The organism is Aquimarina sp. U1-2 (assembly GCF_017897595.1).
In the GTDB taxonomy this organism is placed as follows: Bacteria; Bacteroidota; Bacteroidia; order Flavobacteriales; family Flavobacteriaceae; genus Aquimarina.
On sequence record NZ_JAGKIK010000008.1, the window covers coordinates 69,267 to 94,718 of the forward strand.

Annotated in this window: 20 protein-coding genes and 2 tRNA genes; 7 read left to right on the top strand and 15 right to left on the bottom strand. The window is 34.9% G+C overall.

Annotated features, from left to right (window positions below; translation table 11 throughout):
- Position 1: 1 nt before the first annotated feature.
- From ribB to J8281_RS11755, 4 genes are all read right to left on the bottom strand, one after another.
- Positions 2-1,153 carry a 3,4-dihydroxy-2-butanone-4-phosphate synthase gene (gene ribB / locus J8281_RS11740; protein WP_210197823.1) on the bottom strand — a complete coding sequence of 384 codons (1,152 nt, stop codon included), beginning with the start codon at positions 1,151-1,153 and terminating at the stop codon, positions 2-4.
- A gap of 46 nt (positions 1,154-1,199) precedes the next feature.
- The gene (locus J8281_RS11745; protein WP_210197824.1) at positions 1,200-2,642 is read right to left on the bottom strand and encodes an LptF/LptG family permease; all 1,443 of its coding nucleotides are present in this window, start codon (positions 2,640-2,642) and stop codon (positions 1,200-1,202) included.
- Between the two features lie 196 nt (positions 2,643-2,838).
- The gene (locus J8281_RS11750; protein WP_210197825.1) at positions 2,839-3,474 is read right to left on the bottom strand and encodes an outer membrane lipoprotein carrier protein LolA; all 636 of its coding nucleotides are present in this window, start codon (positions 3,472-3,474) and stop codon (positions 2,839-2,841) included.
- A gap of 71 nt (positions 3,475-3,545) precedes the next feature.
- Positions 3,546-6,053 carry a DNA translocase FtsK gene (locus tag J8281_RS11755; RefSeq protein ID WP_210197826.1) on the bottom strand — a complete coding sequence of 836 codons (2,508 nt, stop codon included), beginning with the start codon at positions 6,051-6,053 and terminating at the stop codon, positions 3,546-3,548.
- A 718-nt stretch (positions 6,054-6,771) separates the two neighbouring features.
- Here J8281_RS11755 and J8281_RS11760 point away from each other — a divergent pair.
- The gene (locus J8281_RS11760; RefSeq protein WP_210197827.1) at positions 6,772-7,875 is read left to right on the top strand and encodes a hypothetical protein; all 1,104 of its coding nucleotides are present in this window, start codon (positions 6,772-6,774) and stop codon (positions 7,873-7,875) included.
- Positions 7,842-8,174, top strand: coding sequence for a hypothetical protein (locus J8281_RS11765; protein ID WP_210197828.1), 333 nt, complete (start codon positions 7,842-7,844; stop codon positions 8,172-8,174). The genes J8281_RS11760 and J8281_RS11765 overlap by 34 nt, the downstream gene beginning before the upstream one ends.
- Here J8281_RS11765 and J8281_RS11770 read toward each other — a convergent pair.
- The 5 genes from J8281_RS11770 to J8281_RS11790 form a co-directional block, all read right to left on the bottom strand.
- Positions 8,171-8,539, bottom strand: coding sequence for a diacylglycerol kinase (locus J8281_RS11770; RefSeq protein WP_210197829.1), 369 nt, complete (start codon positions 8,537-8,539; stop codon positions 8,171-8,173). The genes J8281_RS11765 and J8281_RS11770 overlap by 4 nt on opposite strands.
- A 9-nt stretch (positions 8,540-8,548) precedes the next feature.
- On the bottom strand, positions 8,549-9,049 hold the full coding sequence (tpx, locus tag J8281_RS11775; protein WP_210197830.1) for a thiol peroxidase: 501 nt from the start codon (positions 9,047-9,049) through the stop codon (positions 8,549-8,551).
- Between the two features lie 233 nt (positions 9,050-9,282).
- Positions 9,283-9,540 (bottom strand): hypothetical protein, encoded by a 258-nt coding sequence (locus J8281_RS11780; protein ID WP_210197831.1) that lies wholly within the window; start codon positions 9,538-9,540, stop codon positions 9,283-9,285.
- Entirely contained in the window at positions 9,521-9,835 is a 315-nt protein-coding gene (locus J8281_RS11785; protein ID WP_210197832.1) for a co-chaperone YbbN, read from the bottom strand. Before J8281_RS11785 ends, J8281_RS11780 begins: the two co-directional genes overlap by 20 nt.
- A gap of 77 nt (positions 9,836-9,912) precedes the next feature.
- Positions 9,913-10,551 carry a peroxiredoxin gene (locus tag J8281_RS11790; protein WP_210197833.1) on the bottom strand — a complete coding sequence of 213 codons (639 nt, stop codon included), beginning with the start codon at positions 10,549-10,551 and terminating at the stop codon, positions 9,913-9,915.
- Between the two features lie 274 nt (positions 10,552-10,825).
- On the opposite strand from J8281_RS11790, the gene J8281_RS11795 reads away from it, so the two are divergent.
- The 4 genes from J8281_RS11795 (at position 10,826) to J8281_RS11810 (ending at position 15,349) form a co-directional block, all read left to right on the top strand.
- Positions 10,826-13,060: a response regulator gene (locus tag J8281_RS11795; RefSeq protein ID WP_210197834.1), complete on the top strand. Its 2,235-nt coding sequence runs from the start codon at positions 10,826-10,828 to the stop codon at positions 13,058-13,060.
- A gap of 266 nt (positions 13,061-13,326) precedes the next feature.
- A complete protein-coding gene (locus tag J8281_RS11800; RefSeq protein WP_210197835.1) occupies positions 13,327-14,502 on the top strand; it encodes a PLP-dependent aspartate aminotransferase family protein in 1,176 nt (391 codons plus the stop codon).
- Positions 14,499-15,215 (top strand): bacillithiol biosynthesis deacetylase BshB1, encoded by a 717-nt coding sequence (gene bshB1, locus J8281_RS11805; protein ID WP_210197836.1) that lies wholly within the window; start codon positions 14,499-14,501, stop codon positions 15,213-15,215. Before J8281_RS11800 ends, bshB1 begins: the two co-directional genes overlap by 4 nt.
- Before the next feature lie 58 nt (positions 15,216-15,273).
- Positions 15,274-15,349, top strand: a tRNA-His gene (locus J8281_RS11810).
- 76 nt (positions 15,350-15,425) lie between these two features.
- Here J8281_RS11810 and J8281_RS11815 read toward each other — a convergent pair.
- Entirely contained in the window at positions 15,426-16,481 is a 1,056-nt protein-coding gene (locus tag J8281_RS11815) for a M28 family metallopeptidase (protein ID WP_210197837.1), read from the bottom strand.
- Positions 16,482-16,623: 142 nt separating this feature from the next.
- Between J8281_RS11815 and J8281_RS11820 the strand changes: the two genes are divergently transcribed.
- Positions 16,624-16,708 (top strand) — tRNA-Ser (locus tag J8281_RS11820).
- A gap of 390 nt (positions 16,709-17,098) precedes the next feature.
- Here the strand turns inward: J8281_RS11820 and J8281_RS11825 are convergent.
- Genes J8281_RS11825 through J8281_RS11845 form a run of 5 tightly spaced genes read right to left on the bottom strand, consistent with a single transcriptional unit; the run spans position 17,099 to position 25,452 of the window.
- The gene (locus tag J8281_RS11825) at positions 17,099-18,493 is read right to left on the bottom strand and encodes a sialidase family protein (RefSeq protein WP_210197838.1); all 1,395 of its coding nucleotides are present in this window, start codon (positions 18,491-18,493) and stop codon (positions 17,099-17,101) included.
- 3 nt (positions 18,494-18,496) lie between these two features.
- Positions 18,497-20,740 carry a glycoside hydrolase family 3 N-terminal domain-containing protein gene (locus J8281_RS11830; protein WP_210197839.1) on the bottom strand — a complete coding sequence of 748 codons (2,244 nt, stop codon included), beginning with the start codon at positions 20,738-20,740 and terminating at the stop codon, positions 18,497-18,499.
- Entirely contained in the window at positions 20,740-22,194 is a 1,455-nt protein-coding gene (locus J8281_RS11835) for a glycoside hydrolase family 28 protein (protein ID WP_210197840.1), read from the bottom strand. Before J8281_RS11835 ends, J8281_RS11830 begins: the two co-directional genes overlap by 1 nt.
- Positions 22,187-23,569, bottom strand: coding sequence for a glycoside hydrolase family 140 protein (locus J8281_RS11840; RefSeq protein ID WP_210197841.1), 1,383 nt, complete (start codon positions 23,567-23,569; stop codon positions 22,187-22,189). The genes J8281_RS11835 and J8281_RS11840 overlap by 8 nt, the downstream gene beginning before the upstream one ends.
- On the bottom strand, positions 23,566-25,452 hold the full coding sequence (locus tag J8281_RS11845; RefSeq protein WP_210197842.1) for a sodium:solute symporter family protein: 1,887 nt from the start codon (positions 25,450-25,452) through the stop codon (positions 23,566-23,568). The genes J8281_RS11840 and J8281_RS11845 overlap by 4 nt, the downstream gene beginning before the upstream one ends.

Consider the following 25,452-nt stretch of genomic DNA (forward strand, 5'->3'; position numbering starts at 1 on the left):
ATTAATAGGCTACATAATCGACAATCTCTAACCCGTATCCAATCATCCCTACACGTTTTTGTTGTTCCGAATTTGACACCAACCGAAGTTTGCGCACATTGATATCATGTAATATTTGGGCTCCAATACCAAAATCTTTACTATCCATAACGATTTTTGGAGCCTTAACCACATCATCTCCATTTTGTATTTCTCGCAGCGATTTGATACGGTTAAGCAGATTAAATGACGTACTTTCCTGATTGATAAAAACAATAGCTCCTTTACCCTCTGTATTAATACGTTGAAACATTGCATCAAGCCGCTTATCGGCGTTATTGGTTAATGTTCCTAAAATATCGTTGTTAAATAAAGTAGAATTAATTCTGGTTAATACAGGTTCATCTTGAGTCCAAGAACCTAACGTAAGTGCAATATGAATTTGATTATTTGTAGTTTGTTTGTAAGCTCGTAGTCGATAATTACCAAAACGTGTAGCTATATCAAAATCCTCTTTCTTTTCTATAAGAGAATCGTGCTGCATACGGTATGCTACCAAATCCTCTATCGAAATAAGTTTAAGATCAAACTTTTTGGCAACCTCTACCAATTGTGGCAAGCGAGCCATTGTCCCGTCTTCATTTAGGATTTCTACTAAAATTCCTGCAGGTTGCAACCCCGCTAGTCTTGCTAAATCTACAGCAGCTTCGGTATGACCGGTACGTCGTAAAACACCTCCATTTTTTGCTTTCAACGGAAAAATATGTCCGGGTCTGCCCAAAATATGAGGTTTTGTGTTTTCATCTACCAAAGCTTTAATGGTTTTGGCTCGATCGTGTACCGAAATTCCTGTGGTACAACCATTACCGATTAAATCTACAGAAACTGTGAATTGTGTTTCGTGTAATACCGTATTATTTTGAACCATCATGTCCAAACTAAGCTCGTTACAGCGATCTTCAGTAAGTGGTGCACAAATAAGTCCTCTCCCGTGTTTGGCCATAAAGTTGATCATTTCGGGAGTTACTTTTTCTGCAGCAGCAATAAAATCACCTTCATTTTCGCGATCTTCATCATCGACGACAATAATTACTTTTCCCTGTCGAATATCTGCTATGGCTTCTGCTATAGTATTTAACTCAAATTTTTTTTTGGCTTCGGTTACCTGCGACATACTACTTACTCTTAATTTGTTTGTGCAAAGATATCTAAAAAGAAATCTATTTGTCAGATTTCGAGAATCGTTTCGCAAAGAAATTCCGAATCGGCTGAACGAAATTATCAAAACTAAAGACTCCACGATCTGCGGTAGCTCTCAATGTTAAATAAATACTAAGCGGAAAAATAATAAATGTAGAAAGCCAAGATCCAATAAAAGGCGGAATTCCGCCTTCTTCAGCACTATTTTTAGCGAAAATCCCGATAAAATGATATGTCAAATACAAAGCAACACCAATAACAATAGGTAATCCCATACCCCCTTTTCTAATGATAGCTCCTAGAGGTGCTCCTACAAAAAATAGAATGATACAGGCAATACCCAAAGCGTATTTATCGTGTAGTGACATTTCGTACTTATTTATGGCTCTTCTGGTTCTTACCATTCTATCATTTTGGGATTTCAGTTTTCTGATAACTCCGTCGGTATTTGAAATAGCACTTAGGTAAATTTGAATTTTTTGAGTAGCATCGAAATGATCCATTAACGCTATCGTGTCTTTGGTTGTAAGATGCGTACTATCGATTTTCAAATTTTTGTTTAATCCATTATATCCAATTCGCCTGTTGATCTCTGTTTTTAGTCTCGTAATATCTTTGTTGACTTGTGTGGATAAGGTATCAATTTCATGATCAAGTTCATTAACATTAAGCATGTTGTACCCTTTTTGATATTGCTGAGCATCCATATCTACACTACCCAGAGACGATAAATCTATATTAAGCACATACTTTTCGAAGTGTGTTTTGGCAAAAGGCATCTTATTTCGGCGTTTCCTGGATTGCTGCTGTATTTCATCATAATAATTACCATCATTTAATATAAGGGTAATCAAATCAGAGTTAACATTGCCTTGCAATTCACCATCAGTTGCTTTGATTACTGTAAAATTTCCGGGTCTGGCAGCTTTTTTGTGAATAATTACATCTCTTAAAAACTGATCATTATCTCCAAATTTTTCGGCTACTTTTATATTGATATCTCCTAAATCATTAAACTGGTTGGGCGTAATAACCATAGCAGGTTTCACTTTTACGATATTTTTACGAAGATTGATAAATCTTTTTTCTGAAGCAGGTATGACGGTATTTGAAAATAGAAAAGCACCAATCCCAACAAAAAAGATAAATACCGATAGTGTACGCATGGCTCTCTGCAACGATATCCCGGAAGATTTCATAGCCGCAAACTCGTAGTTTTCAGCAAAATTACCAAAAATCATAATCGAAGTAAGCAGTATTGTAAGTGGAAGTACCATAGGAATTAACCTAGGTGTCGCAAAAGTCAAGAATTTTAGAATCACTGAAAAATCCAAGTCTTTTCCTGCTAACTCTGATATAAATAACCAGATAGTTTGCAGTAATAGAATGAACATTATAATAATAAAAAGCGGAAAAAATGTTTTTAAAAAAGTGGTTAGTATATATTTATCCAGAATCTTCACGTTGTTGTTTTTCTAAATCGCTTTTCAGTTTAGGTATTTTATAAAATTCTTACAGAAATACTATTAGATACATAAACACAGAAAAAAATTAATGTTAATATCCCGAGACTATTATTTGTTCAAGAATATACATCTCTTACTCTATATGCGTTCTTTAAATTGGTAATACCATTGCCTTATTTACCAACTCGATATTTTAATCTAATCGATTAATATAGTAATTCGCATATTTTGATTCGTCGAATACAAATAATGTTTTAGATATAGGTTGATCTGTTTTAAAACTATTCACTGTAATAGTTACGTTGGTTCCATTGTGTTGTTTCTGTATCATTTTATAGATATGCAAAGTTTGCTTATCTATACCAAGCAATATTTCTTTAAGATCACTTTTTGAATCGATTGGGGTTAATTTTACGTACTGAATTTTCCTTCCATTTACATTTTGTACAATATCCATAGCATAGGAGTATCCTTCTTCATAAAACGTAAGCATTTTTGAAGGGGTTACACTATCAGCGTCTTCTTCGTTTTGAGTTGAAATATTAATCTCTTCATCTTCAGGAATAATTACATGTAGTTTCTTACCATCGTACATTTGCTTTGTACCCATCAAATTGAGCACATATTTATTTCCTTTTAAGGTAACATCTCCTCTGGTTTCTTGAGATACGTTTTCTGCAGGATTGTTAAGGCTATATTTAAAACCTATAACTATATTATCGTAGTTTTTTACCTTATTAGACACCTCATTAAGCAATTCTTTGGCATTTTGAGCATGTACTGTAATAGCTCCGAAAGTAACTAGTAAAAGTAGTATTTGTTTTATCATCTTAGTATTGTATTCTTTATATCGTAATAAACTGATCTATATTTTGGATCCAAGTGTTGATAAAGATCTAATTATTTTTCATTTTCTAAAAGTTGTTGAAGCGATACAAGATCAGTAACCAGAACTTGCCTCGCCTTGCTGCCTTCAAAAGGTCCTACAACTCCGGCAGCTTCAAGCTGATCTATAAGTCTTCCTGCACGATTGTATCCTAATTTTAATTTTCTTTGTAATAAAGACGCCGATCCTTGTTGTGCTGTTACAATAACCTCTGCAGCTTCATTAAAAAGTTTATCTCTATCGCTTTTATCTATATCAAGACCTGTGCCACTTTCTTCCCCTACATATTCTGGTAACAAATGTGCATCTGGGTACGCTTTTTGACTGCCAATATATTCTGTTATACGTTCAACCTCGGGAGTGTCAACAAAAGCACATTGTATTCTAATGACGTCATTACCTTGGGTAAATAACATATCTCCCCTACCAATCAATTGATCTGCACCACCTGTATCTAAAATAGTTCTAGAATCAATCTTAGAAGTCACTCTAAACGCGATTCGAGCGGGAAAGTTAGCCTTAATCATACCTGTAATAACATTAACCGATGGTCGTTGCGTAGCAATAATTAAATGTATACCGATAGCCCTTGCTAATTGCGCTAGTCTGGCGATGGGGGTTTCAACTTCTTTTCCTGCAGTCATAATAAGGTCTGCAAACTCGTCTACCACTAACACGATGTAAGGCAGAAACCTATGTCCGTTTTCAGGATTTAACTTTCTGGCTTTAAATTTTGTATTGTATTCTTTAATATTACGCACCATTGCGTTTTTAAGCAAATCGTATCGTGCATCCATCTCGATACATAACGAATTAAGCGTATTGATTACTTTAGTGTTATCTGTAATAATGGCCTCATCGGTATCAGGCAATTTTGCTAAATAATGCCGTTCAATTTTATTAAAAAGCGTGAGTTCTACTTTTTTAGGATCAACTAATACAAATTTCACCTCTGCCGGATGTTTTTTATACAGTAAAGAGGTTAATATCGCATTAAGCCCAACCGATTTACCTTGACCTGTGGCACCAGCCATAAGCAAATGCGGCATTTTAGCAAGATCTACTACAAATGTTTCATTGGATATAGTTTTACCTAATGATAGCGGTAATTCCATTTCGGCATTCTGAAATTTTGATGATGCAATGGCAGAACGCATCGAGACGATTGTAGATTTCTTATTCGGAACTTCAATACCTATTGTGCCTTTTCCTGGTATTGGAGCGATAATACGAATACCCAAGGCTGCCAATGACAAGGCGATATCATCTTCAAGATTCTTAATTTTAGAGATACGTATCCCAGCTTCGGGTACGATCTCATAAAGTGTAACAGTAGGACCTACCGTAGCTTTAATCTGCGCAATTTCTATTTTGTAATTTTTTAAGGTCTCTACGATTCGGTTTTTATTTTCTTCGAGCTCACCTTGATCAATAGTAATACCTCCGGCTTTTGTAGTATAATCCTTTAAAAGATTAATTGCCGGAAACTTATAATTTCCTAACTCCAACTTTGGATCAAACTCTCCAAAATCTTTGACTAACTTGGCACTAACACTTTTTACTACCTCTTCCTCTTCTACTGTTTCGACCTCCATAGCAATATCTTCGGGGTTATCTTCAGATTTTATTATAATTTTCTCCGGAATTTCATTGTCCCTATTATCGGGATTACCATAAAAATCATTAATTGAAGGACTTAATGTAATTTCATTAGTAGAGGGTTCTGGTTTGGTTTCTTTTCTCTTAGGAATATTCTTTTTTTCTTCTTCCTTTTTGCCAATTTCTTTAGATCTGGCAATGATAGCATCTATTTTTTCTTTAATACTTGATCCCGAATCAGTCGTAGTCGGTGGTGTATATGAATCATTATTAGTTGTTGCTGAAGCTACGGTAGCAGACTCAAAGTCTTTGGATATTGATTGTTGTGTATTTTTTAAAGAAGCCGTCAATTTTTCTGGAGTATATCGCAACCTTACGACAATATAAACAATAGCAAAAAATGCCAGAACGAGAACAGTACCTATAAAACCTACGTAGTCTTGTAGAAAATCATTGGTTTCGTAGCCAATTACTCCAGCTAATAAACCGCTTTCTTTTTTAACAAAACCAAGAATAATTGCAATCCATATCATGACTAATGTACCCCAAAACCAAAATCCTGCTAATTTTTTTTTGTTTAAATCAAAGAAAAGATAAATTCCGGTTAAAGAAGTAAGCACAGGTACAATTAAAGAGGATACACCAAAACCTCGAAATATGAAAAAGTGACTTACTGTTGCTCCAAACTTACTAAGCCAATTTTTTGGAGAAGATGCTCTATTATAAAACTGAGAAACTTCGCTTTGGTCTATCTTCCAATTAAAAAAAAATGAAATAAAAGCAAAAAACAATCCTATCCCCAAAAAGAATAGAAAGCTTCCTAAAACAACCTTTTGTTGTCTAGATAATGCTAATTTTTCTTTAAGTGGAGTTCTGGTTTTTCTTGTTGTTTTACTTTTTGTACTTACCTTTTTTTTAGCCATTTTATGGTTGTCTTATCGCAAAAATACAAATATCTCTATTGGAACGTAAAAATGATTCAAAAATTTTCTCGTCAAAAATTTCAACCCGATTTATGTATTAGAATTTCGTTATGAGGGTTGAAAATGTACTACAAAGCATTGCTTTGGGCGAGACGTAGCATTGGAAGAGTGTTTTATAAGTTTCAACATAGCACCACTACGGTGAAACTTAAAAATACAACGTAGTGCTTGGTTTTGCAGCGGTTTAAAGCCATAATAGATTTTCTAATGCATAAAGCGGGTTCAACTCAAATTATCTAGCAAACCCATAGTATACGCTAAAAAACCCTGCTTTTTATTGCGTTTTTCATTGCAAGAAGATACGAAAGCTTTGAACTTTATCAGATTCACCTGAATTCTCTCACGCCAAATTTACCTTCTTTAAAGTATCATAACGTAATTCAAAGCTAAAAGTAATGCTCATTACACAAATTAAAATCGAGATAGCTTTTATTCAAATTTTTATAAAACTTTAGCATATTATTTAATAAAGACTTAACTACACAATATATTGATAATCATTAATTTGTAAGATAGAGATAGCATCTTTTTTTTAATACTAACAACATACAAATATTAAGAATTTCAGTTCTCCTAACTATTTATATTAAAGGGTATTAACTGTTACTGATAAGCTTCAAACACAAATTAAATGTATCAAAATAAATTAAAGAAAATCATGAAAAAGTTACTCGCATTACTCATCCTTTGCACCATTAGTTTTACTACTATAGCACAAGACTCTCAAGACGTCATAACACTACAAAACGGAAGTGTTATCGTTGGCAAAATAACAGAATTTAATTTTAATGAAAATCTAACCGTTCAGACCGATGATGGATACGGGTTTATGTTTAGAACCCAAGATGTTAAAAGCATTACCAAAGAACAAAATGCGAGAAAACTATCTCAAGACGAACGATTTAAAATGGTGATGCCAGAAAATAACGCAAATTATCAAAATAATGCGCTCACGAATCAAACGTATAGTGGGTCAAATTATAAATCTACCCAAGGGTATAATCAACTTTCTCATTTGGCGAATGCTCAATCATCAAATATTCCTCAAAATAGATATCCTTCGTCGTCTACAAATCAATTTCAACAAAGGTATTCGTCGACTCAACCAAATATTACCAGTAATTACTATTCTAAAGATAATACCGTACCTCAGCATGCAGCGAATCCTTATCAAAATACTCAAAACGCTCTAAATACCAGAACCGGAGTTCCACAACAGAATACTTACAACTATAGCCCAACTCAGCAAACCTCACCTAATTATTCGGGTACCTTGACTGGTAATCAACAGCTACCTTATGATCAAAATAGTAGAGAAAGACAACAAAATTATGCACATTCAACTCCGTTACGATCAACAAATCAATTAGGCATGGTTGCAGCTGCACCAATTCCTACAAGAACTAACACTATAGCTAATCCTGATATTTTTACAGATGTAAATACGTTAGGAAAAGTAACTACTTCTCCGAAAATTAACTGTATGGAAGGATTTGGTGATTTTTGTTTTATTAATAACGCCAATAAAAAAGTTTTGGTAACACTTCAAAAAAAACAGAAAGATGGATACTACGGTGATTACAAAGAAATAGAAGTAAACTCTAACACAAAAGGGTATTTTAGAAGTATTAAACTGGGTGAATATCCATTTTTTGTAAAAATTAAAAATGCTGCCAACGGTCAAACAAATTATGTCGTGCTGGGAAGAGGAAGCATTAGTGCGCAACAATGCAAAACCGAATACATCACCATAAATTATTAAAACTAGAACTGGTTTACACTTTCTTTGACGTAAGCGAAAAAAGCGCAAACCAGTTCTTGGTTATAGATTTTAGTTTTCTTGACCAGAGTTCGCAAAGTAAACTACCTCGAGGCGAGCCTATGGGTATTATATCCTTTGGCGGTGCCAATAAAAAAATCTTGAAGCTAATGAGTCTTAGAGGCGGAGTCACAAAAATATTAGAATTAAGATTGCTTCGCCTCAAAAATAAAGAAACCAAATTATCTCTCCATCGTTCTGAAAGTCTTAACGATAGCCTTCTTATAAAAGTCTTTAATTAGAAAATATAGGGTATATAAATAATGATACCTATAATCATTGCAGTAACAGCAGCAATGAATACCGCACCTGCAGCTACATCCTTAATAAAACCTATTTTGTTGTGAAAATCCGGGTGAATAAAATCTGCAATAGCTTCTATTGCCGTGTTTACACCTTCCATACTCATAACCAAACCAATAGCAAATATTTGTAGCATCCATTCACCAGGAGTAATATTGTAGTAGAAACCTAATACGGTCATGATAATCGCAATACCGGTTTGTACTTGTATACTTGGCTCGGTCTTTATTAATAATAGGGCACCTTTAAAGGCATAACCACAACCACGTAACCTACCAGCAACAAATTTAGCAATTTTACTCATGTATCAAATCTAGGAAAGTGACTCCAAAGCACGAGCATAGTTGGGTTCCTGTGTGATTTCAGGAATTTGTTCATTATATAATACAGTTCCTTTTTCATCGATTACGACAACGGCTCTTGAATGCAATCCCTGAAGTGGACCATTTACTATTTCTAGTCCGTAATCCTTACCAAACTGACCCGTTCTAAAATCAGAAAGATTAATAACATCTTCTAAACCCTCTGAGGCACAGAAACGTTCTTGTGCAAAAGGTAAATCTCTTGAAATACACAACACTTTCGTATTAGTAAGGCCACTCGCCTCTTGGTTGAACTTTCGGGCCGAGGCTGCGCATATGCCGGTATCTATGGATGGGAAAATATTTAAAATTACTTTTGAACCTTGAAAATTAGATAAGGTAGCTGTAGATAAATCACCTTTGACCAATTCAAAATCAGGAGCTTTTTTTCCTACTTCTGGTAATTGTCCGTTGGTTTGTATTTCGTTTCCTTTTAGTGTTATTGTAGCCATGTGAAATGATTGTTTATTTAGTACCTAAAATTAATAAGAATTAATGGTAACTATGATAAAGTTTTCTAAAATAAAAAAAGCTGTCTAAAAAAATGTAGACACTTCAATTTCAGAAATTCTAATAAGCGCTGCCAAAGAATGTAGTACCCCCGAAATGTGCCTCAAAATTGAAGAGCTATTTTTAACGAATGCTTAGTAAGCTTGCCCTAAGATAATTTAGTAACTAATATTCTTTATGTATCAATAGACCCTAAAACTCTTTGCATAAAGCTATTAAGCGCTTCTTTTTTAGGAGTTCCTTGTTGTACCATTTTATGAACCTCTAAAGCACCATACATATTCGAGATAAGCTCTCCTATCACGTCTAATTCTTCTTCTTTGAGTGAAGGTACTTCAGTTAGTGTTTCTAATGTTTCAATGGTTTCCACCAAAAAATCCTCATCATTTTCTTCTATGAATGCTGAAAGATGTTTAATTATCGGTAACTTCATGTACTAAATCTTTAAGAACATCAAATTTATTGGTTTGTACCTGATTCACAAAAGTACCATCTTTGAAAGCAGCAAAAGTAGGAAGGTTGTCTACAGTCGCCATTTTTCTAGATTCGGGATACTTTTCGGCATCTACCACGACGAAGGTCGCCTTTTCATTTTCAGTCGCTAATTTTTTAAATTTGGGTTTCATGATACGACAATTCCCACACCATGACGCAGAATATTGTACTACCACTACATCATTACTAGCTACAAGTTGTGAAAGATTATCTTCATTTAATTCTTGAACCATTGCCACGTTTTTTTAGTATTTGTATAAAATTTCTCTGGAAAAGCAATTTCCAGAGAAATTTTTGAAATCATTTTATCTTAATTAGCCGCTAAGTAAGAAGCAACACCATCTCTATTGGCATTCATAGCTTCTTTTCCTTCTTCCCAGTTTGCCGGACAAACCTCACCGTTTTTTTGTACGTGCGTATATGCATCGATTAGTCTTAAAAACTCAGCAACATTTCTACCTACAGGCATGTGATTAATACCTTCGTGAAAAACAGTACCTTCTTCATCGATTAAATACGTAGCTCTATAGGTAACATTATCTCCTTCTACGATAACAGCTCCTGTTTCTTCGTCAAATTCTTCGTTGGTGATATCCAAGATCCCCAGAGTACCTGACAAATTACGATTAGAATCAGCCAAAATTGGGTAAGTTACCCCTTCAATCCCTCCATTATCTTTAGAGGTATTTAACCAGGCAAAATGTACTTCGGGTGTATCACAAGAAGCTCCGACTACAATAGTATTTCTCTTTTCAAATTCTTTTATTGCTTCTTGAAAAGCATGAAGCTCTGTTGGACAAACAAAAGTAAAGTCCTTTGGATACCAAAATAATAAGACTTTTTTGTTTTTATTCTTCGCTTCTTCCAAAACGTTAAGCTTAAAAGTATCGCCCATATCATTCATCGCGTCTACGTCTAGATCTGGGAATTTTTTACCTACAAATGCCATTTTAATGTTTTTTGTTTTGTTAATTTTTAAAGTATGAGCACAAAGATACAGGTAGTAAAGTGATTAAACTTCTTCCATAATTTTTATTATTTATATGTACATAGTTTTTTCCAATTAAACATATACCCCTACTCTATTCTTATCAATTTCCTACAAATAAATCATTTTACTTACAAAAATTACGGATAAATTGTACTTTTTTTACGGTGAATAACATATCCTTTCATCTATTTTTGTATTTTCGCTTATTACTTACTACTTAAGTAACCTATTTTTGAAAAACAGTATTCTACATATAACTCTTTTATTTCTAATTAGTTTAACACAAACATTAGAAGCGCAACAAATGTTAGTTTCAGACAGTATACAGCGTTATATTCAAAGAGCTGAAAAACTACAAGAAGAATACAAATATGAAGAGTCATTAGAGATTGCCAAAATTGCAAAGCAAAACGCTATATATAATAATGACGATAAAAGCTTGGGGTATATTTACAATATCATAGCCAAGAATTATGAAATTAGTGAAAATGACACTAAGGCAAGGAGTAATTATAATAGAGCGATGACTCATGCCAGAAGTTCAAATAGTAAAACCCTGGAAACTGATTTATACAATAACCTTGCCCGAGTGTATACTAAACACAATTTAACTAGGTCAAGAGGTGTTGGTTATTATAAAAAGTCCTATAAATTCGCTAAGGAGTTAAATGATACCGTAAGAATGATTACTCCTTTACTCAACTTGGGGCAGTATTATATTTCAAGAAATGATTTTGATAGTGCTTATGAATATTTGGCTCCGGCACGAGAACTAATTCATGAGGAATCTTCGAATCTGGACAAAACGAAATTAAATGGACTCTTAGGAAGGTATTTTTTAAATATCAGAAGATATGAAGCAGCAGAAGAATATATTAATCTAGCAATTTCATATTCTTTAGAGGAAACAAAAAATAAAAAAAATAATGATGAACTTATTTCAACATATTACGAAGAATTAGCGTCTGCCTATGAAACCAAGTCTTCACTTTATAAAAAACAGCAAGATTATCAAAAGGCGTATAATTTTCAGAAAAAACAATTCCAGAGCATTTTAAGAGCAAAAGACTTTAAAAAGTTAATTGAATTGCAACGTGCAAATATCAAGTACGAAGTTGATCAATACGAAGAAAAGATTAAACAGGCTGAAACAGAAAAGAAAGAAACAGAGTCTGAGGTGACCAAATGGAAGATTAGTATTATTCTGGGGATTATTTTAATTCTTATTTCAATGGCATTTTTGATTAGTGCGTATAATAATAACATCCAGAAAAAGAAACTTAACAATGATCTCATCGAAAAGAATAAAGAATTGGTAAGTGCTAAAGAAACTGCTGAACAAGTTTCAACTTTAAAATCTCAATTTATTTCTACCGTAAGTCATGAATTGAGAACACCGCTTTACGGAGTTATAGGTTTAACTTCACTTCTGATGGAAGATCCTGAAAAAAAGAAAAAAACCGAATATTTAGAATCTTTAAAATTTTCTGGAGATTATCTTCTTGCTCTCATTAACGATGTACTACAGTTAAGTAAAATAGAGACTAATGAGGTAAAACTTGAAAAGGTCTCTTTTGATATACGAACCTTGATAGAAGGTATTGTAAACTCCTTACATACCAAACAAAAAAGCAATGATAACACTGTACACATAGATATTGATCAAAATATTAATACTACCCTTTTGGGAGACTCTGTTCGACTATCACAAATACTTATCAATTTAATTGGTAATGCGTTAAAATTCACAAAAAACGGTAATATTTGGGTTTCTGTAAAATGTCTTGATAAAAATGAGGATAGTTATGATCTTCGTTTTATTGTAAAGGATGATGGTATCGGGATTCCTAAAAATAAACAACAGACCATATTTGATAATTTTGCGCAGGTAAAAAATGAAAATCAGGAGTATGAAGGTACAGGCTTAGGTCTTGCTATTGTAAAAAAATTGATTCAGTTACACAAAAGTGAAATAAAGATAAAGAGTCAGGAAGGTAAAGGTGCCGAATTCTATTTTGATCTTACCTACGAGAAAGCGGTGAAAGAAGAAGAAATCTCTTTACAATCCCGAGAAAATATAAGTATTGGGACAAGTAACTTTTATGTACTCATTGTAGATGATAATAAAATTAATCAAATTGTCACTCAAAACATCCTAAAGAAAAAAGGATATACCTGTAATATTGCCAGCAATGGAATGGCAGCGATTGAAATGCTTAAGAAAGAAAAATTCGATTTGGTGCTCATGGACATTAATATGCCCGAAATGAATGGTCTCGAAGCTACCAAAGTCATTAGAACGTTTAATTCACATATCCCGATAATAGCGTTAACCGCTGTAGAAGAAGGTGAAATTAGAAATCAAGCACTATCTGTAGGAATGAATGATGTGATTATCAAACCTTACGACACACAACAGTTCTTCCAGACGATCATGAGAAATATTTCTAAAGTCAAAATGGCATAAATGTGCTAGCCTAAATTAGCGTTTAGGGGGTATTAACTATGTAATACTGCTATATTTTGCGTAACAAACATTTGTCTTTGATATGACCTTACTAGCACTAAATCTATAAGTTATACCCGATACCAAATTTTTAGGAAATTCGATTAATTACATCTTGGTTACAGCAATAAACTGCTATAATCAAATTTAATCCTGTTAAATGCTATTCGGTTTCTTTGGAATATGTTAATTTAGTTGCTGAAAAATTCTAGATGATCTCTCAAGTTATGCATTCAAAAGAAATAGGTTTTAATACCATTTGTACACATCTTGGTGAAATTAAAGATGAACAATTTAAAGGGGCAGTTTCGCCCATTTACTTATCTACATCTTACGCTTTCGAAGATGTAGACGCAAAAAGATACCCACGGTATTTTAATACCCCAAATCAAGAAGCATTATGTAAAAAAATTGCAGCTTTAGAAAAAGGAGAAGCCTCGTTGATTTTTGGCAGTGGTATGGCAGCTATTAGTACCACATTATTCGCCTTTCTTAAAAAAGGAGATCATATCGTATTACAACGACAAATCTATGGGGGTACAGCCAATCTTATCAATGAAGAGTTCGAAAAACATGGCATTGAGTTTTCATATGTTGACTCATCTTCTATTGAAGATTTTCAAAACAAAATACAGAATAATACCAAGGTAATTTACATTGAAACTCCGTCAAACCCTTTATTGAGCATTACCGATATCAAAGCTGTAGCAGCCCTTGCCAAAAAACAGCATATTATAACGATGATTGATAATACTTTTGCATCCCCTGTAAATCAAAACCCTATCACTTTAGGCATTGATATTGTTTTACACTCGGCTACAAAGTACCTGGGTGGTCATAGTGATATTTTGGCAGGAGCTGTAGTGTCTTCAGAAAAACATATAGATCAAATATTTCAGGTCGCTAAAAATTTTGGAGGCAGTCTTAGCGATTTTACCGTATGGATGTTAGAAAGAAGTATTAAAACCTTAGGAATAAGAGTAAAAAGACAAAATAAGAACGCTATGAAATTAGCCAAATGGCTTGATAAGCATAGTGATGTTGCAGCGGTATATTACCCGGGATTGAAGTCGCATCCTGATCATAACATTGCCAAAGAGCAAATGAGTGGCTATGGCGGTATGCTCTCTTTTGAGTTGAAAAAAGACTTAGATGCCGGTAAATTTCAAAAAGAATTACAACTCATTAAAAGTTCTATGAGTCTTGCCGGAGTAGAAAGCACTATACTCTCCCCTACCCTAACTTCGCACGCATTATTGTCTGAACAAGAAAGAGAAGAGCAAGGAATTAGAAACGGACTCCTTAGATTTAGTGTAGGTATTGAAGAAAAGGAAGATTTGATACAAGATATACAACAAGCTATAGACAAAATTAAAATTACAGCATTAGAACACGAGCTATGAAATTAGATATTTTGGCTATTGGGGCACATCCTGATGATGTAGAGTTAAGCTGTGCGGCAACATTAGCAAAAGAAGTTGATCGTGGTAAAAAAGTTGGTATTCTAGATCTTACCAGAGGTGAATTGGGAACAAGAGGTACTGCAGAAATAAGAGACCAAGAATCCAAAAAAGCATCTCAAATTCTTGGCGTAAGCGTTCGCGAAAATCTTGGTTTTAATGATGGTTTTTTTACAAACGATAAAACACATCAATTAGAAATCATCAAAATACTGCGAAAATACAAGCCAGAAATTGTGTTATGTAATGCAATAGATGACCGGCATATAGATCATGGTAGAGGAAGTAGGTTGGTAAGTGATTCTTGTTTTCTCTCTGGACTAAGTAAAATAGAAACCTTATTTAATAATGAATTACAAGAAGCCTGGAGACCTAAGCAAGTGTATCACTATATCCAATGGAAAATTATTGAGCCCGATTTTGTTGTAGATGTTAGTCAATATATAGAGAAAAAAATCGAAAGTGTGCAAGCCTATGCTTCACAATTCTATGATGCAAATAGCCAAGAACCTACAACACCGATATCAAGTAAAAACTTTTTAGACAGTATACGTTATAGAGCTGCTGATTTGGGAAGAATTATCGGCGTAGATTATGCCGAAGGCTATACTGTAGAACGCTATGCAGCTGTCAATTCAATTTTTGATCTAATTTAATACCAAAAATGTTTGTAGAAATAGAGAAATACTTTATTTTTGCAGCCTAAATTTAAATGGTGGTTGTAGCTCAGTTGGTTAGAGCGCCTGATTGTGGTTCAGGAGGTCGTCGGTTCGAGACCGATCTTCCACCCTATTAAAAAAGCCCTTTATTAAGGGCTTTTTGTATTCATATATACCACTTTATTTTAATACTACATTTTTATTTTTCTACTCTCCAGCACTTTCGATACCATCTACTACGATGCGCTCAGATCTATTCGCTAGTTCCCAGGCCGTATAAAAAATTAGTTGCGCTCTTTTTGTCATCAAATCGTATTCAATTTTATCGGCAGTATCTGTAGGTTGATGATAATCTTCGTGCACACCGTTAAAATAAAAAATAATAGGAATATTATGCTTTGCAAAATTGTAATGATCACTCCTAAAATAAAATCGATTAGGGTCATCTTTAGCATTATACGTATAATCTAAGTCTAATTTTGTAAACTTATTATTAACCTCTTCGCTGATAGCATGTAATTCGGTACTTAATCGATCACTCCCGATAAGATAGATATACTTATTTTTATCTTTAGATTCATGTTTTTTATCGATTCTACCGATCATATCGATATTAAGGTTGGCCACAGTATTGGCGAGAGGAAAAACAGGGTTTTCGGTATAAAATCTAGAGCCATATAAGCCTTTTTCTTCTCCTGTCACATGAAGAAACAAAATAGATCTTTTGGGCCCAAAGCCGTCTTTCTTAGCCATGTTAAATGCCTCGGCGATTTCTAGTAGCGTTACCGTTCCGGATCCGTCATCGTCGGCTCCGTTATATATATTTCCGTCTTTATCTATGCCAACATGATCATAATGTGCAGAAATGACAATGATCTCGTCTGGTTTTTCAGTACCTTTAATTATGGCCAAAACATTTTCTGAAGATTTAATGCCTCCTCTAAAATAGCTTTCTGGTATTTCCTGAAAATAATCATCTCCCCCTAAAGGAGAGGGGATTCTCATACGCTGATATTGTTTTTTTAAATAGTCAGCAGCCTTTTTCTGTCCGGGTTCTCCTGTATCCCTGCCTTCAAAATCATCTCCGGCAAAAGTATATAAGTACTCTTTTAACTCTTTGGCAGTAATGCTTTCTGCATACTGTGTGATATTCGATGTTGTTGTTGCTTGATTGTTTTCATTTATCACACTGTTTTTGGTGCTTTGCGAGGTTCTACAGCAAGAAAGAATTAACAAACTAAATAGTAATACGATATGTTTCATCAATGTTTTATTAAGAAAGCACAAGATACTGATTTCCTATAAAATTATTAATGGAATACTGGGCTTCCTACTAGAAATGTAAAAATTATTTTAAGAATATTCTTTTTAGAAGTAAAAAAGGTTTTATATTTGCCCCCGCAAAGGAGAAATGGCAGAGTGGTCGAATGCGGCAGTCTTGAAAACTGTTGAGGGTCACACCTCCGGGGGTTCGAATCCCTCTTTCTCCGCAAAAAGCTTCGTAATAATTTAATTTACGAAGCTTTTGTCTTTTTAATCATAAACTGAAAGTGACAACGTTTATTTAAAATATTTCAAATTATCGAATATCCTAAAGTTATATCCAATTCAGATGCTTGTGCCTGTTTATAATATTATTAGTTAAAATAACAATCCGGACTAGGGCTACTGAATCACAGATAAATGTAAATAAAATGCTCATAAGAACTTAGTTGAACTAAGATGAAGCAAAACAAAGCCCAGAAGCACAAAGGATATGTAACTCGGGTTTGATTCTATCATAATTAAATCTTTTATCCTTGCAAGATTATCAATATTTGAAAAACTCCGAAAAAAAAGAAATCATCCCCCTTGATAATACCGAATTTTTAATCCTAAATTTATTGTTGGGCTGATTTGTGTAGTACTTCTTTTAAAACATCAGTATTTAATGTTCTTTCCAGATGATAGAGAGAAGAAGAAATAGCATGACCTTTCCCTCTATGTACCTGTAAATATTGCTTATTCCTTTTTACATCAATGACACTACCCCCTGGATGTGTTCCCTCGGCACCACTTCCGTAGGATATAGGAGGAAAATAGTCTCCAATATACTTCCATACGTTTTTACCAAGAAGTGCATCTTTTTTGGGTATTGTCCAAAGCGTTAGAGCCATTTTACTATAATCACTGTGATCATAACACCGATCACTAATTGTAGCTTCAAATTGATCTGTTTTAGGGTTATAGATAACATCATGAGTATCTTGATGCCCAGTAACCTTACAATTACTGATTTTTGGATATTGAATTTCGTAATCTCCAGAACCATTTACATGAAACAAAAATTGAGACGGGTTAGAACCCTGTCCGTTTTTACCATTCCTGGATAAAAAAAACAATGTATTGTCTTCAAATTGAATCGCAGTAGGCTCTACAGGGGTTACTACAGGATTTCCTGTGTTTATAATCTCTTGTTTCCAACTTTTACCATAATCCACCGAATTCCAAACAAATAGTTTTCCTTCCTGAATAGCCTCCGGTTGGCCAAAAAGAAGAAAACCTGCTTTGGTTGAATAAAACATTCTAGGACCAATATGCAACTTTCCATTTCCTATACCCGTTGTTATATTCCCTTTTGGACCTTTACGTAATCCACTTTTTCGAAGTTTCCAATTTTTTCCTTGATCATAAGAATAAAATAGACCTCTTGCAGAAGCCAAATACACAGTATCTTTTACTTTACAAAAAGCAAGCCCCCAGCCGATGGCAGATTCTTTACCAGGTAATCCACCTATATCTACGTCTAATCGATAGGGATTCGACCATGTATTCCCATAATCTGAAGACCTTCTTACTACCACTCTTGAGGTCCCGGTGGTATATTTCTCTCTACACCCCCAATGGCAAGCTCGGGCATAGTGTGCTACGATAATCACATCATTTATAAAACAACTTACTCCGTAACCTAAAGCATCTGCCTCTGCAATTACCATTGTACTGTCTGCTACAGAAATACGTTTCAGCACCAAATGATCAGGGTCTGCATTTTCGTAAATCAGTCTTTCTTTTTTTGTAAAGTATAAGCCTTCTTTATGTGGTAGACTATCAAGCCAACTGTAATCGATTTTTTTGGTTGTAGAATTTGATAAAGACGCTTCTTTTCCCTTGGATCTACATCCACATAGCAAAACAAATATGATACAGACTACTATAGAACTTTGGACTAAAAATTTATTTTGCTTTTGACAAGCTATATTGAAAAGCACAAAAAACAAGCGAACGAATTGTTTCATGAGCTAGGGTTTTAAAGTAAAGCTTACTTTTTTAAGATGATGAGATGAGTTTCCTATGTATACTTCAAATTGACCCGGTTCTGCGATAAAATTCATATTAATATCCCAAAATTTTAGATCCTCTTCAGTAATTTGAAAAGTAACTACCTGCTCCTCCCCAGGTTTCAGCACAATACGCTTAAAGGCTTTAAGTTCTTTAATAGGACGAGCAACAGATGCCACTAAATCTCTAATATAGAGCTGAACTACTTCTGCGCCCAACCGATCCCCAGTATTTTTTAGAACGGTTGAAACTTTTAAAGTATCTGACTTTTTGATGTGACTATGGCTCAATTCTGGTGGTTTTATTTCGAAACTTGTGTAACTGAGTCCATATCCAAAGGGATACAAAGGTTCTCGTGGTGCATCACTATATTTTGTGATTCCCCAGCGCTTATCTTCAGGATTCTTGGGAGGTCGGCCTGTATTCAAATGATTGTAATAGATCGGAACCTGACCTTGATGGTATGGAAAACTCATCGTTAATTTTCCTGAAGGATTCGCTTCTCCCAAGAGCATATCAACTATGGCATTACCGGCTTCGGTGCCAGGTTGCCAGCAAAGCATCAAAGCATCAACCTCTTCATTAATTTCAGTAAGTACTAAAGGTCTACCAGCCATTACTAGTAAAATAATAGGTTTCCCAGTAGCTGCCAGTTTTTTTATAAGCTCTTCTTGGTTACCCGGTAAAGTAACATCTGTTTTGCTTCCACCTTCGCCAGATGAATATCCATTTTCGCCCAAAACTACAATACCAATATCTGAATTTTGTAGTGATGTAACTGCTTCTCTTATTTGATCTTCCTTACATTTTCCCCAATGCCCGCAGCCTGCAGTTTGCGTATAGTTGATTTCGGGTCGTATACGTTGTTCGAAGGCGTCTACGATAGTTACGGTTTCTTCTACCTTGACTCGTGCTGCCCAATTACCTACAAGATCTCTAAACTCTCGACTGTCATTCATAGGACCAATTAAGGCTATTGAATTGTATTTTTTTAAGTCTAACGGAAGTATCGCATCTTTGTTCTCTAATAAGACAAATGATTTTGTTGCCAATTCTCGACTAGCTTTTCGATGGTTTTCAGCTCCTAAAAATTTCTTCTGTCGTTGTGGGTTTAAATAACGGTAGGGATCTTCAAAAAGGCCTAGCTTTTGCTTTAATTCTAAAACACGTCGAACAGCTTCGTTAATATGATGTTCTGATATTACTCCTTCTTCTATAAGCTTAGGAAGTTCCTGCATATAAATTTCGCTCCAAAGATCTGTGTTAGAACCTGATTTAAAGGACTTTATAGCTGCTTCTCTTTGATCTTTAGCAACACCGTGTGGAATCAATTCGTAAATTGAATTTGCATCAGAGACTGTAAACCCTCCAAAACTCCATTCGTTTTGTAAAATCGTTTTGAGTAAAAAGTCATTTTGCGTACTTGGGATTCCGTTTACAGTATTAAAAGCATTCATCACCGTGGTTATACCTTCTTCTACCGCTGCTTTAAAAGGTTTTAGATGATATTCTCGCATATGCCGTTCTGAAATTTCGGCAGCATTATAATCTAGACCACCCTCTACAGCTCCATAACCTGCAAAATGTTTAGCACATGCCATTACCGTAAGACTATCCTTTAGGTTCTTACCCTGATATCCGCGAACTCGAGCTTTAGCAATCTGCGAGGCAAGATATGCATCTTCTCCAGCTGTTTCCATATTACGCCCCCATCTGGCATCCCGACAAAGATCAAGTACTGGTCCAAATACCCAATTTATCCCTGAAGCAGATGCCTCAATCGCGGCTATCCGATCAGCATTTTCGATAGCTTTAAGATCCCAGCTACACGATTGTGCTAACGGAATAGGAAACATCGTTTGGTATCCGTGTACAACATCAAAAGAAAAAAATAAAGGAATCCCCAATCGAGAACTATCCACAGCTGTTTTTTGCCATTTTATCAGTTGTTCCATGTCCGTGTACGGAGTAATTCCGCCCACTTGTCCTGCTTTAATTGCTTTTTCAAGATCAGTTTCTTGCTCATAAATATCTGTGCTATACAATCCTTTTAGCATATTGAGCTGACCCACTTTTTCCTTTAGAGACATCTTCTGAATAAGTTGATCAACCTGGTTGCTAATTTTTTCTGTTTTGCGATGTTTTTCCTCACTACAGGACAACATGGTGAATATCGAAAAAACTAGAATTATTAAATATTTCATCAATCTGTTATTTTAAATCCTACTACCTTATTTTGAATGATATCTGAAGCTGAAATGGGTTTAAAGTTTTGATATAAATTATCTATCAAAACAGTTTCTACATCTTCAAAGTAGATTGGTTTTCGAGTTTCTCCTATTGCAGGAATCAAATTTATATTGTCTAGAATGATATTTTTGGCATGACGAAAATACAATCCAAAAACAGGGAGATTTGTTCCATACATCATAGCATTAGGATAACCCCGATCATTTTCGGGTACTTCTTTGTTAATATCTGCAGATGTGCCAGTTTTTGAAAGTGATATATTAATATTACGAAATGTAATATTTTCTACAGGATGATTTGGATATCCTGCTATATTAGAAGCAATAGGCCCACAATCTGTTGCACTGATATCCGAAAAATGGATCCCATCAATTGTTCCCGGGGTAATTTTGACATTTTTATATTCGGAATGAGTTACCTTATGTCTTTGATTTAAGCGTACAAAAATTGGGGCTAAGACGCCTTTGATACTAATATTGGAAAATCGAATATCCTCAATATCAGCTCCATCGACACTCATGACTGCAATACCATCAATTCCTTTTTCTACTTTTAGGTTGTGAATTATTTTTTCTGCTCGTGTAGGTCGAATTACGATATTGCTCATTACCATTCTTTTGAATGTGCCAAAAGACCCTGTACCCAATTTAAGCGCTGAAGCGGTCGAACTCAAGATACAATTGGTCACTACCACATCTTCAGTACCAAAAGGAGCCTCGGTCTTAAAACATAGGGCATCATCAGAACTATCAATCACACAGTCTGAAACTACAACACGATGGCAGTCTACAATATCAATACCATCGTTGTTTGTATTAGCATGATTATACAGATCAACACCCTGAACTCTTATGTCAGTACACAAATAAAATCGCAACATCCAAAAGGCAGAATTTCTCAAATGAAGGTCTTTAATCACAATATTTTTGCTGTTCCTAAAATAGATTCCATATGGCCGTTTTGCTCCGTTTTCTTCTTTCATAGGAAAGGCTTCATGTTGATCACCACTAGGATAAATCGTGCCATGACCATATATGCTTACATTTTTGACATCGTCTCCCCAAATAAATGCACGGCGACTCATTGTGTACCCCCCTTTTTGGCTTAAATCAGCATTAGACTTAATTTCTGGAAACAAAGACAAGTTCGGAATTGCCTTCCAGGTGGCGCCTTGCAGAATTTCAATTTCTACATTACTCTTTAAATGAATCATACCCGTAGAATATATTCCTGCAGAAAAAATAAGTTTAGCTTTTTCTCTTGAAGCTCTGTTAATGGCATCTTGAATGACTTTTGTGTCGTCTGTTTTACCATCTCCTTTCGCTCCCAAATCTTTAATATCATATACTTGAGAAAACATGATTGTTGTGAAAAACAACAAATAAAGTGTAGAATTAATTTTATTCATTAGAAAGCAGTTTTTTATGTTTCGAATAATCATCAATAATTAAAACCCAATCGTTTCCTTCCTGTGGATCGGCTGGTGGATCTACTACATAGTTTTTATCCTCTCTGATGATTCCTATATCCATTGAGTTTCCCATTCTAGGATTGAACCACCATGCTCTTTTTTGTGTTCCAGATATTTGACTTAAATCAATTTCAATATTGCTACCATAAGGGATATAAAGTATGGCAAAACTTTGATCAGAAGCAATAGAGGCCAACACATCACCACCTCCGTGATTAGGCCCACTTTTAATCATTTTCTGATTGGGGACTAGCTGATGCCATGGGCGAGATTCAAAAATTTTTTTCATCCATCCAGCTTGAAAGGCTCCGGGGTAATCTAGCGCTTGCTGCCAAGGAGTTCTTGCCGAAGAAATTGGATCCCGTTCAGGTTGCCACATTTGCCAAATGTTGTGATTACCGTATGTATGTCCACAAGCACCTGCTAACATTGACCAATATCCAGCTCGCCTGGCATGAAATTCATTAAACCATCCATTTTCGGCTTTCCAATAAATAGGATGATCTTCATAACAGGGTTCACCATCAATTACTGGTCTAATCTTTTCTCTATTATATTCTTTCTTGGTCTGTTTATAGTTTGGTGTGTATGCGTCACTATGACCAGACTGATAAAGTGTAAAATCTAACCAATCGGCATCTCCAAAAAAATCGGCTGAACTCGACCCCCCTTGAGGATGGTAGGTTATTAATTGTTTTTCTTTAACAACTTTACGAATAGCTATTGCCATAGCATTCGTGATTTGTATATCTTCATCTTCTTCGGGGTTTCGGTCTCCACCGAGAATCCAGATCACTCCTTTATCTTGATATCGCTTTGCCAAAATCCCTGCAAAAACGGCTGCATTTTTTGGAGTGAATATTTCAGGCCCTGCTCCCCATTTTTTATTGAATTTATCTCCCCAGGTCGGAAGTAGTCCAACATATAATCCATGTTTGTTCGCTAACGCTATGACTCTATCTATATGTTCCAAATAAGCTTCGTTAGGTCTTGAAGGATCTTGATTAATAAGTGGTAAATCTCCATTGAAATTAGGTGTTGTTAATCCATCCAATTCTGCTAAAACAACGGCCTGGATAACCGTGAATCCTTTATCCGCTCTATTTTTTATATAATTTTCGGCTTCTTCATAGCTTAAACGATGAAACAATTCCCACGCAGTATCGCCTAGCCAGAAAAAAGGAGTTTCATCTTCCGTTTCAAGGAATCTTTTACTTTCTGAAACCTTTAAAAGAGGTAATTCTTGAGATATTCCTGTACTGAAGTTACAAAAATACAAGTATAACAATACTATATAAAGTAACTTTTTCATTTCAGATTTTCCATTTCTAATTTCTCCTCTTTGTGCATTTTATCCCACCAATTTAATTTCAAAAAAATTGAGGTTATACAAACTACTATGGCGGCTAAACCTAATGACGTAAAATTTCTTGTGACCAGAAACATCGCAATCAACACCAGAGATGTTTGCCAAATGATTCCTACTATAATATTGATCATATCGCGGCCAAAATTTTTGTTACTTTTGAAATTTTGATCTTCACTTTTAACTTTTTGATCGATAGGTTTCCAAAATCCCCAGGGACGTACATTTTTATAGAATTTTTTCAAAACATCCTCATTCTCGGGGGTAGTTAATAGACTACCTAAAAGACAACCTATAATCGAAAACATGAAAATCAGTGGGAACTGGAATATAGGCTGGGTATTAGGATCTGTCAAAAAGTTTAAATATTCGGAGAATGCACCCAAACCTTGAGGTACCCATGCGGTGTATTGCAGCAATAGCGGAAAAGTGATCGCTGAAAATATTCCAACTGCCATTCCATAAAAATAACCGTATCCATTAAATCGCCACCAATACCATTTGAAAACATTCGCAGCAGTATAACCTCCCCACAAACCGGTAGTGAGCCATTGTAAAACCTCATCTATAGAATCTACGACCAGACCAAAACAGATACCAATAACTACCACTAAAAAGGATGATATATAGCTTAATGTCACTAACTTTTTTGAACCTGCTTCGGGGTTTATATATCGTTTATACACATCGTTTACTATATATGCTGGAGCTGCATTTACAGTAGCTGCAAAAGTTGACATAAAGGCGGCCAATAATCCAGCAATGAGTATCCCTAGTAACCCCACAGGAACGAACTCACGCATAGCCATTGGCAACAATTGTTCGAAATCAATAGCAGGTCCCATGGCATTTAACTCATCAGTAAAAAAAACGATTCCTAAGATTGTAAGCCCTGTAATTAGCATGTATCTGGGAAAATTAAGTACTATATTAACTATAAAACTCATTTTCGAAGCTTCAACAGGAGTTTTTGCTGCTAAAATTCGTTGCATATCAAAATTAGGTGCTGGCCCTGCCGCACTCACAAAAAAACCTTTGAATAGCATCATCATAAATACAGCTCCAAAGAGCCCATACCCATCTTTAGCAATTTTATTATTTGCTTCTTCTAACAACCCAGACCAATCCATATTGAGTTTCCAACTAAAAAATACGTCACTCCATCCTTCGGGAACCATAGACTCTAAAGTTTCTGGTGCTACTAGATTCATAGCTATAATACCAACTGCTATAGAAGCTATAGTCATGATGACAAACTGAAGTACCTCAGTAAAAACTACACTATACATTCCTCCTTTTACTACATATAATGTGGTGATCCCCATAAATATCAGGGCGTATTCGTTTGGAGTTAAATCCCATGGTAGAAAAACTTCTGCAAACTTTCCGATACCCTTAAAAGAATAGGCTAAAAAACCTATAACGCTTACTAATGCGAAAACAACGACAATAATGTGAGAAAGGTTGCTTCCTTTTCCTGTTCCGAATCGTGTTTTAATCCATTCTGCGCCAGTGAGCACATTTGATCGGCGCAACCAGATTGAGAGATATATCATTAGAAAAATTTGATTGAAAACTGGCCATAACCAAGGAATCCAAGCACTTTTCATTCCGTAGACAAACATAACATACACCAACCACATGGTTCCTGCGATATCAAACATTCCTGATGCATTTGAAACTCCAAGTACATACCAGGGTATTGTATTGCCACCCAAAAAATATGAATCTATGCTTCTAGACGCCTTTTTTGATATCCAAAACCCAATATAAATGGTTCCGATCAAATAGATGATTATAATGAGAATATCAATAAAGTGAAGCTCCAT

Bases quoted from the DNA above. Each gene is read 5' to 3' on its own strand.
- ribB (WP_210197823.1), bottom strand. From the start codon at position 1,153: ATGTCGCAGGTAACCGAAGCCAAAAAAAAATTTGAGTTAAATACTATA.
- J8281_RS11750 (WP_210197825.1), bottom strand. From the start codon at position 3,474: ATGATAAAACAAATACTACTTTTACTAGTTACTTTCGGAGCTATTACA.
- J8281_RS11755 (WP_210197826.1), bottom strand. From the start codon at position 6,053: ATGGCTAAAAAAAAGGTAAGTACAAAAAGTAAAACAACAAGAAAAACC.
- J8281_RS11760 (WP_210197827.1), top strand. From the start codon at position 6,772: ATGAAAAAGTTACTCGCATTACTCATCCTTTGCACCATTAGTTTTACT.
- J8281_RS11765 (WP_210197828.1), top strand. From the start codon at position 7,842: ATGCAAAACCGAATACATCACCATAAATTATTAAAACTAGAACTGGTT.
- J8281_RS11770 (WP_210197829.1), bottom strand. From the start codon at position 8,539: ATGAGTAAAATTGCTAAATTTGTTGCTGGTAGGTTACGTGGTTGTGGT.
- tpx (WP_210197830.1), bottom strand. From the start codon at position 9,049: ATGGCTACAATAACACTAAAAGGAAACGAAATACAAACCAACGGACAA.
- J8281_RS11780 (WP_210197831.1), bottom strand. From the start codon at position 9,540: ATGAAGTTACCGATAATTAAACATCTTTCAGCATTCATAGAAGAAAAT.
- J8281_RS11785 (WP_210197832.1), bottom strand. From the start codon at position 9,835: ATGGTTCAAGAATTAAATGAAGATAATCTTTCACAACTTGTAGCTAGT.
- J8281_RS11790 (WP_210197833.1), bottom strand. From the start codon at position 10,551: ATGGCATTTGTAGGTAAAAAATTCCCAGATCTAGACGTAGACGCGATG.
- J8281_RS11800 (WP_210197835.1), top strand. From the start codon at position 13,327: ATGCATTCAAAAGAAATAGGTTTTAATACCATTTGTACACATCTTGGT.
- bshB1 (WP_210197836.1), top strand. From the start codon at position 14,499: ATGAAATTAGATATTTTGGCTATTGGGGCACATCCTGATGATGTAGAG.
- J8281_RS11815 (WP_210197837.1), bottom strand. From the start codon at position 16,481: ATGAAACATATCGTATTACTATTTAGTTTGTTAATTCTTTCTTGCTGT.
- J8281_RS11825 (WP_210197838.1), bottom strand. From the start codon at position 18,493: ATGAAACAATTCGTTCGCTTGTTTTTTGTGCTTTTCAATATAGCTTGT.
- J8281_RS11830 (WP_210197839.1), bottom strand. From the start codon at position 20,740: ATGAAATATTTAATAATTCTAGTTTTTTCGATATTCACCATGTTGTCC.
- J8281_RS11835 (WP_210197840.1), bottom strand. From the start codon at position 22,194: ATGAATAAAATTAATTCTACACTTTATTTGTTGTTTTTCACAACAATC.
- J8281_RS11840 (WP_210197841.1), bottom strand. From the start codon at position 23,569: ATGAAAAAGTTACTTTATATAGTATTGTTATACTTGTATTTTTGTAAC.
- J8281_RS11845 (WP_210197842.1), bottom strand. From the start codon at position 25,452: ATGGAGCTTCACTTTATTGATATTCTCATTATAATCATCTATTTGATC.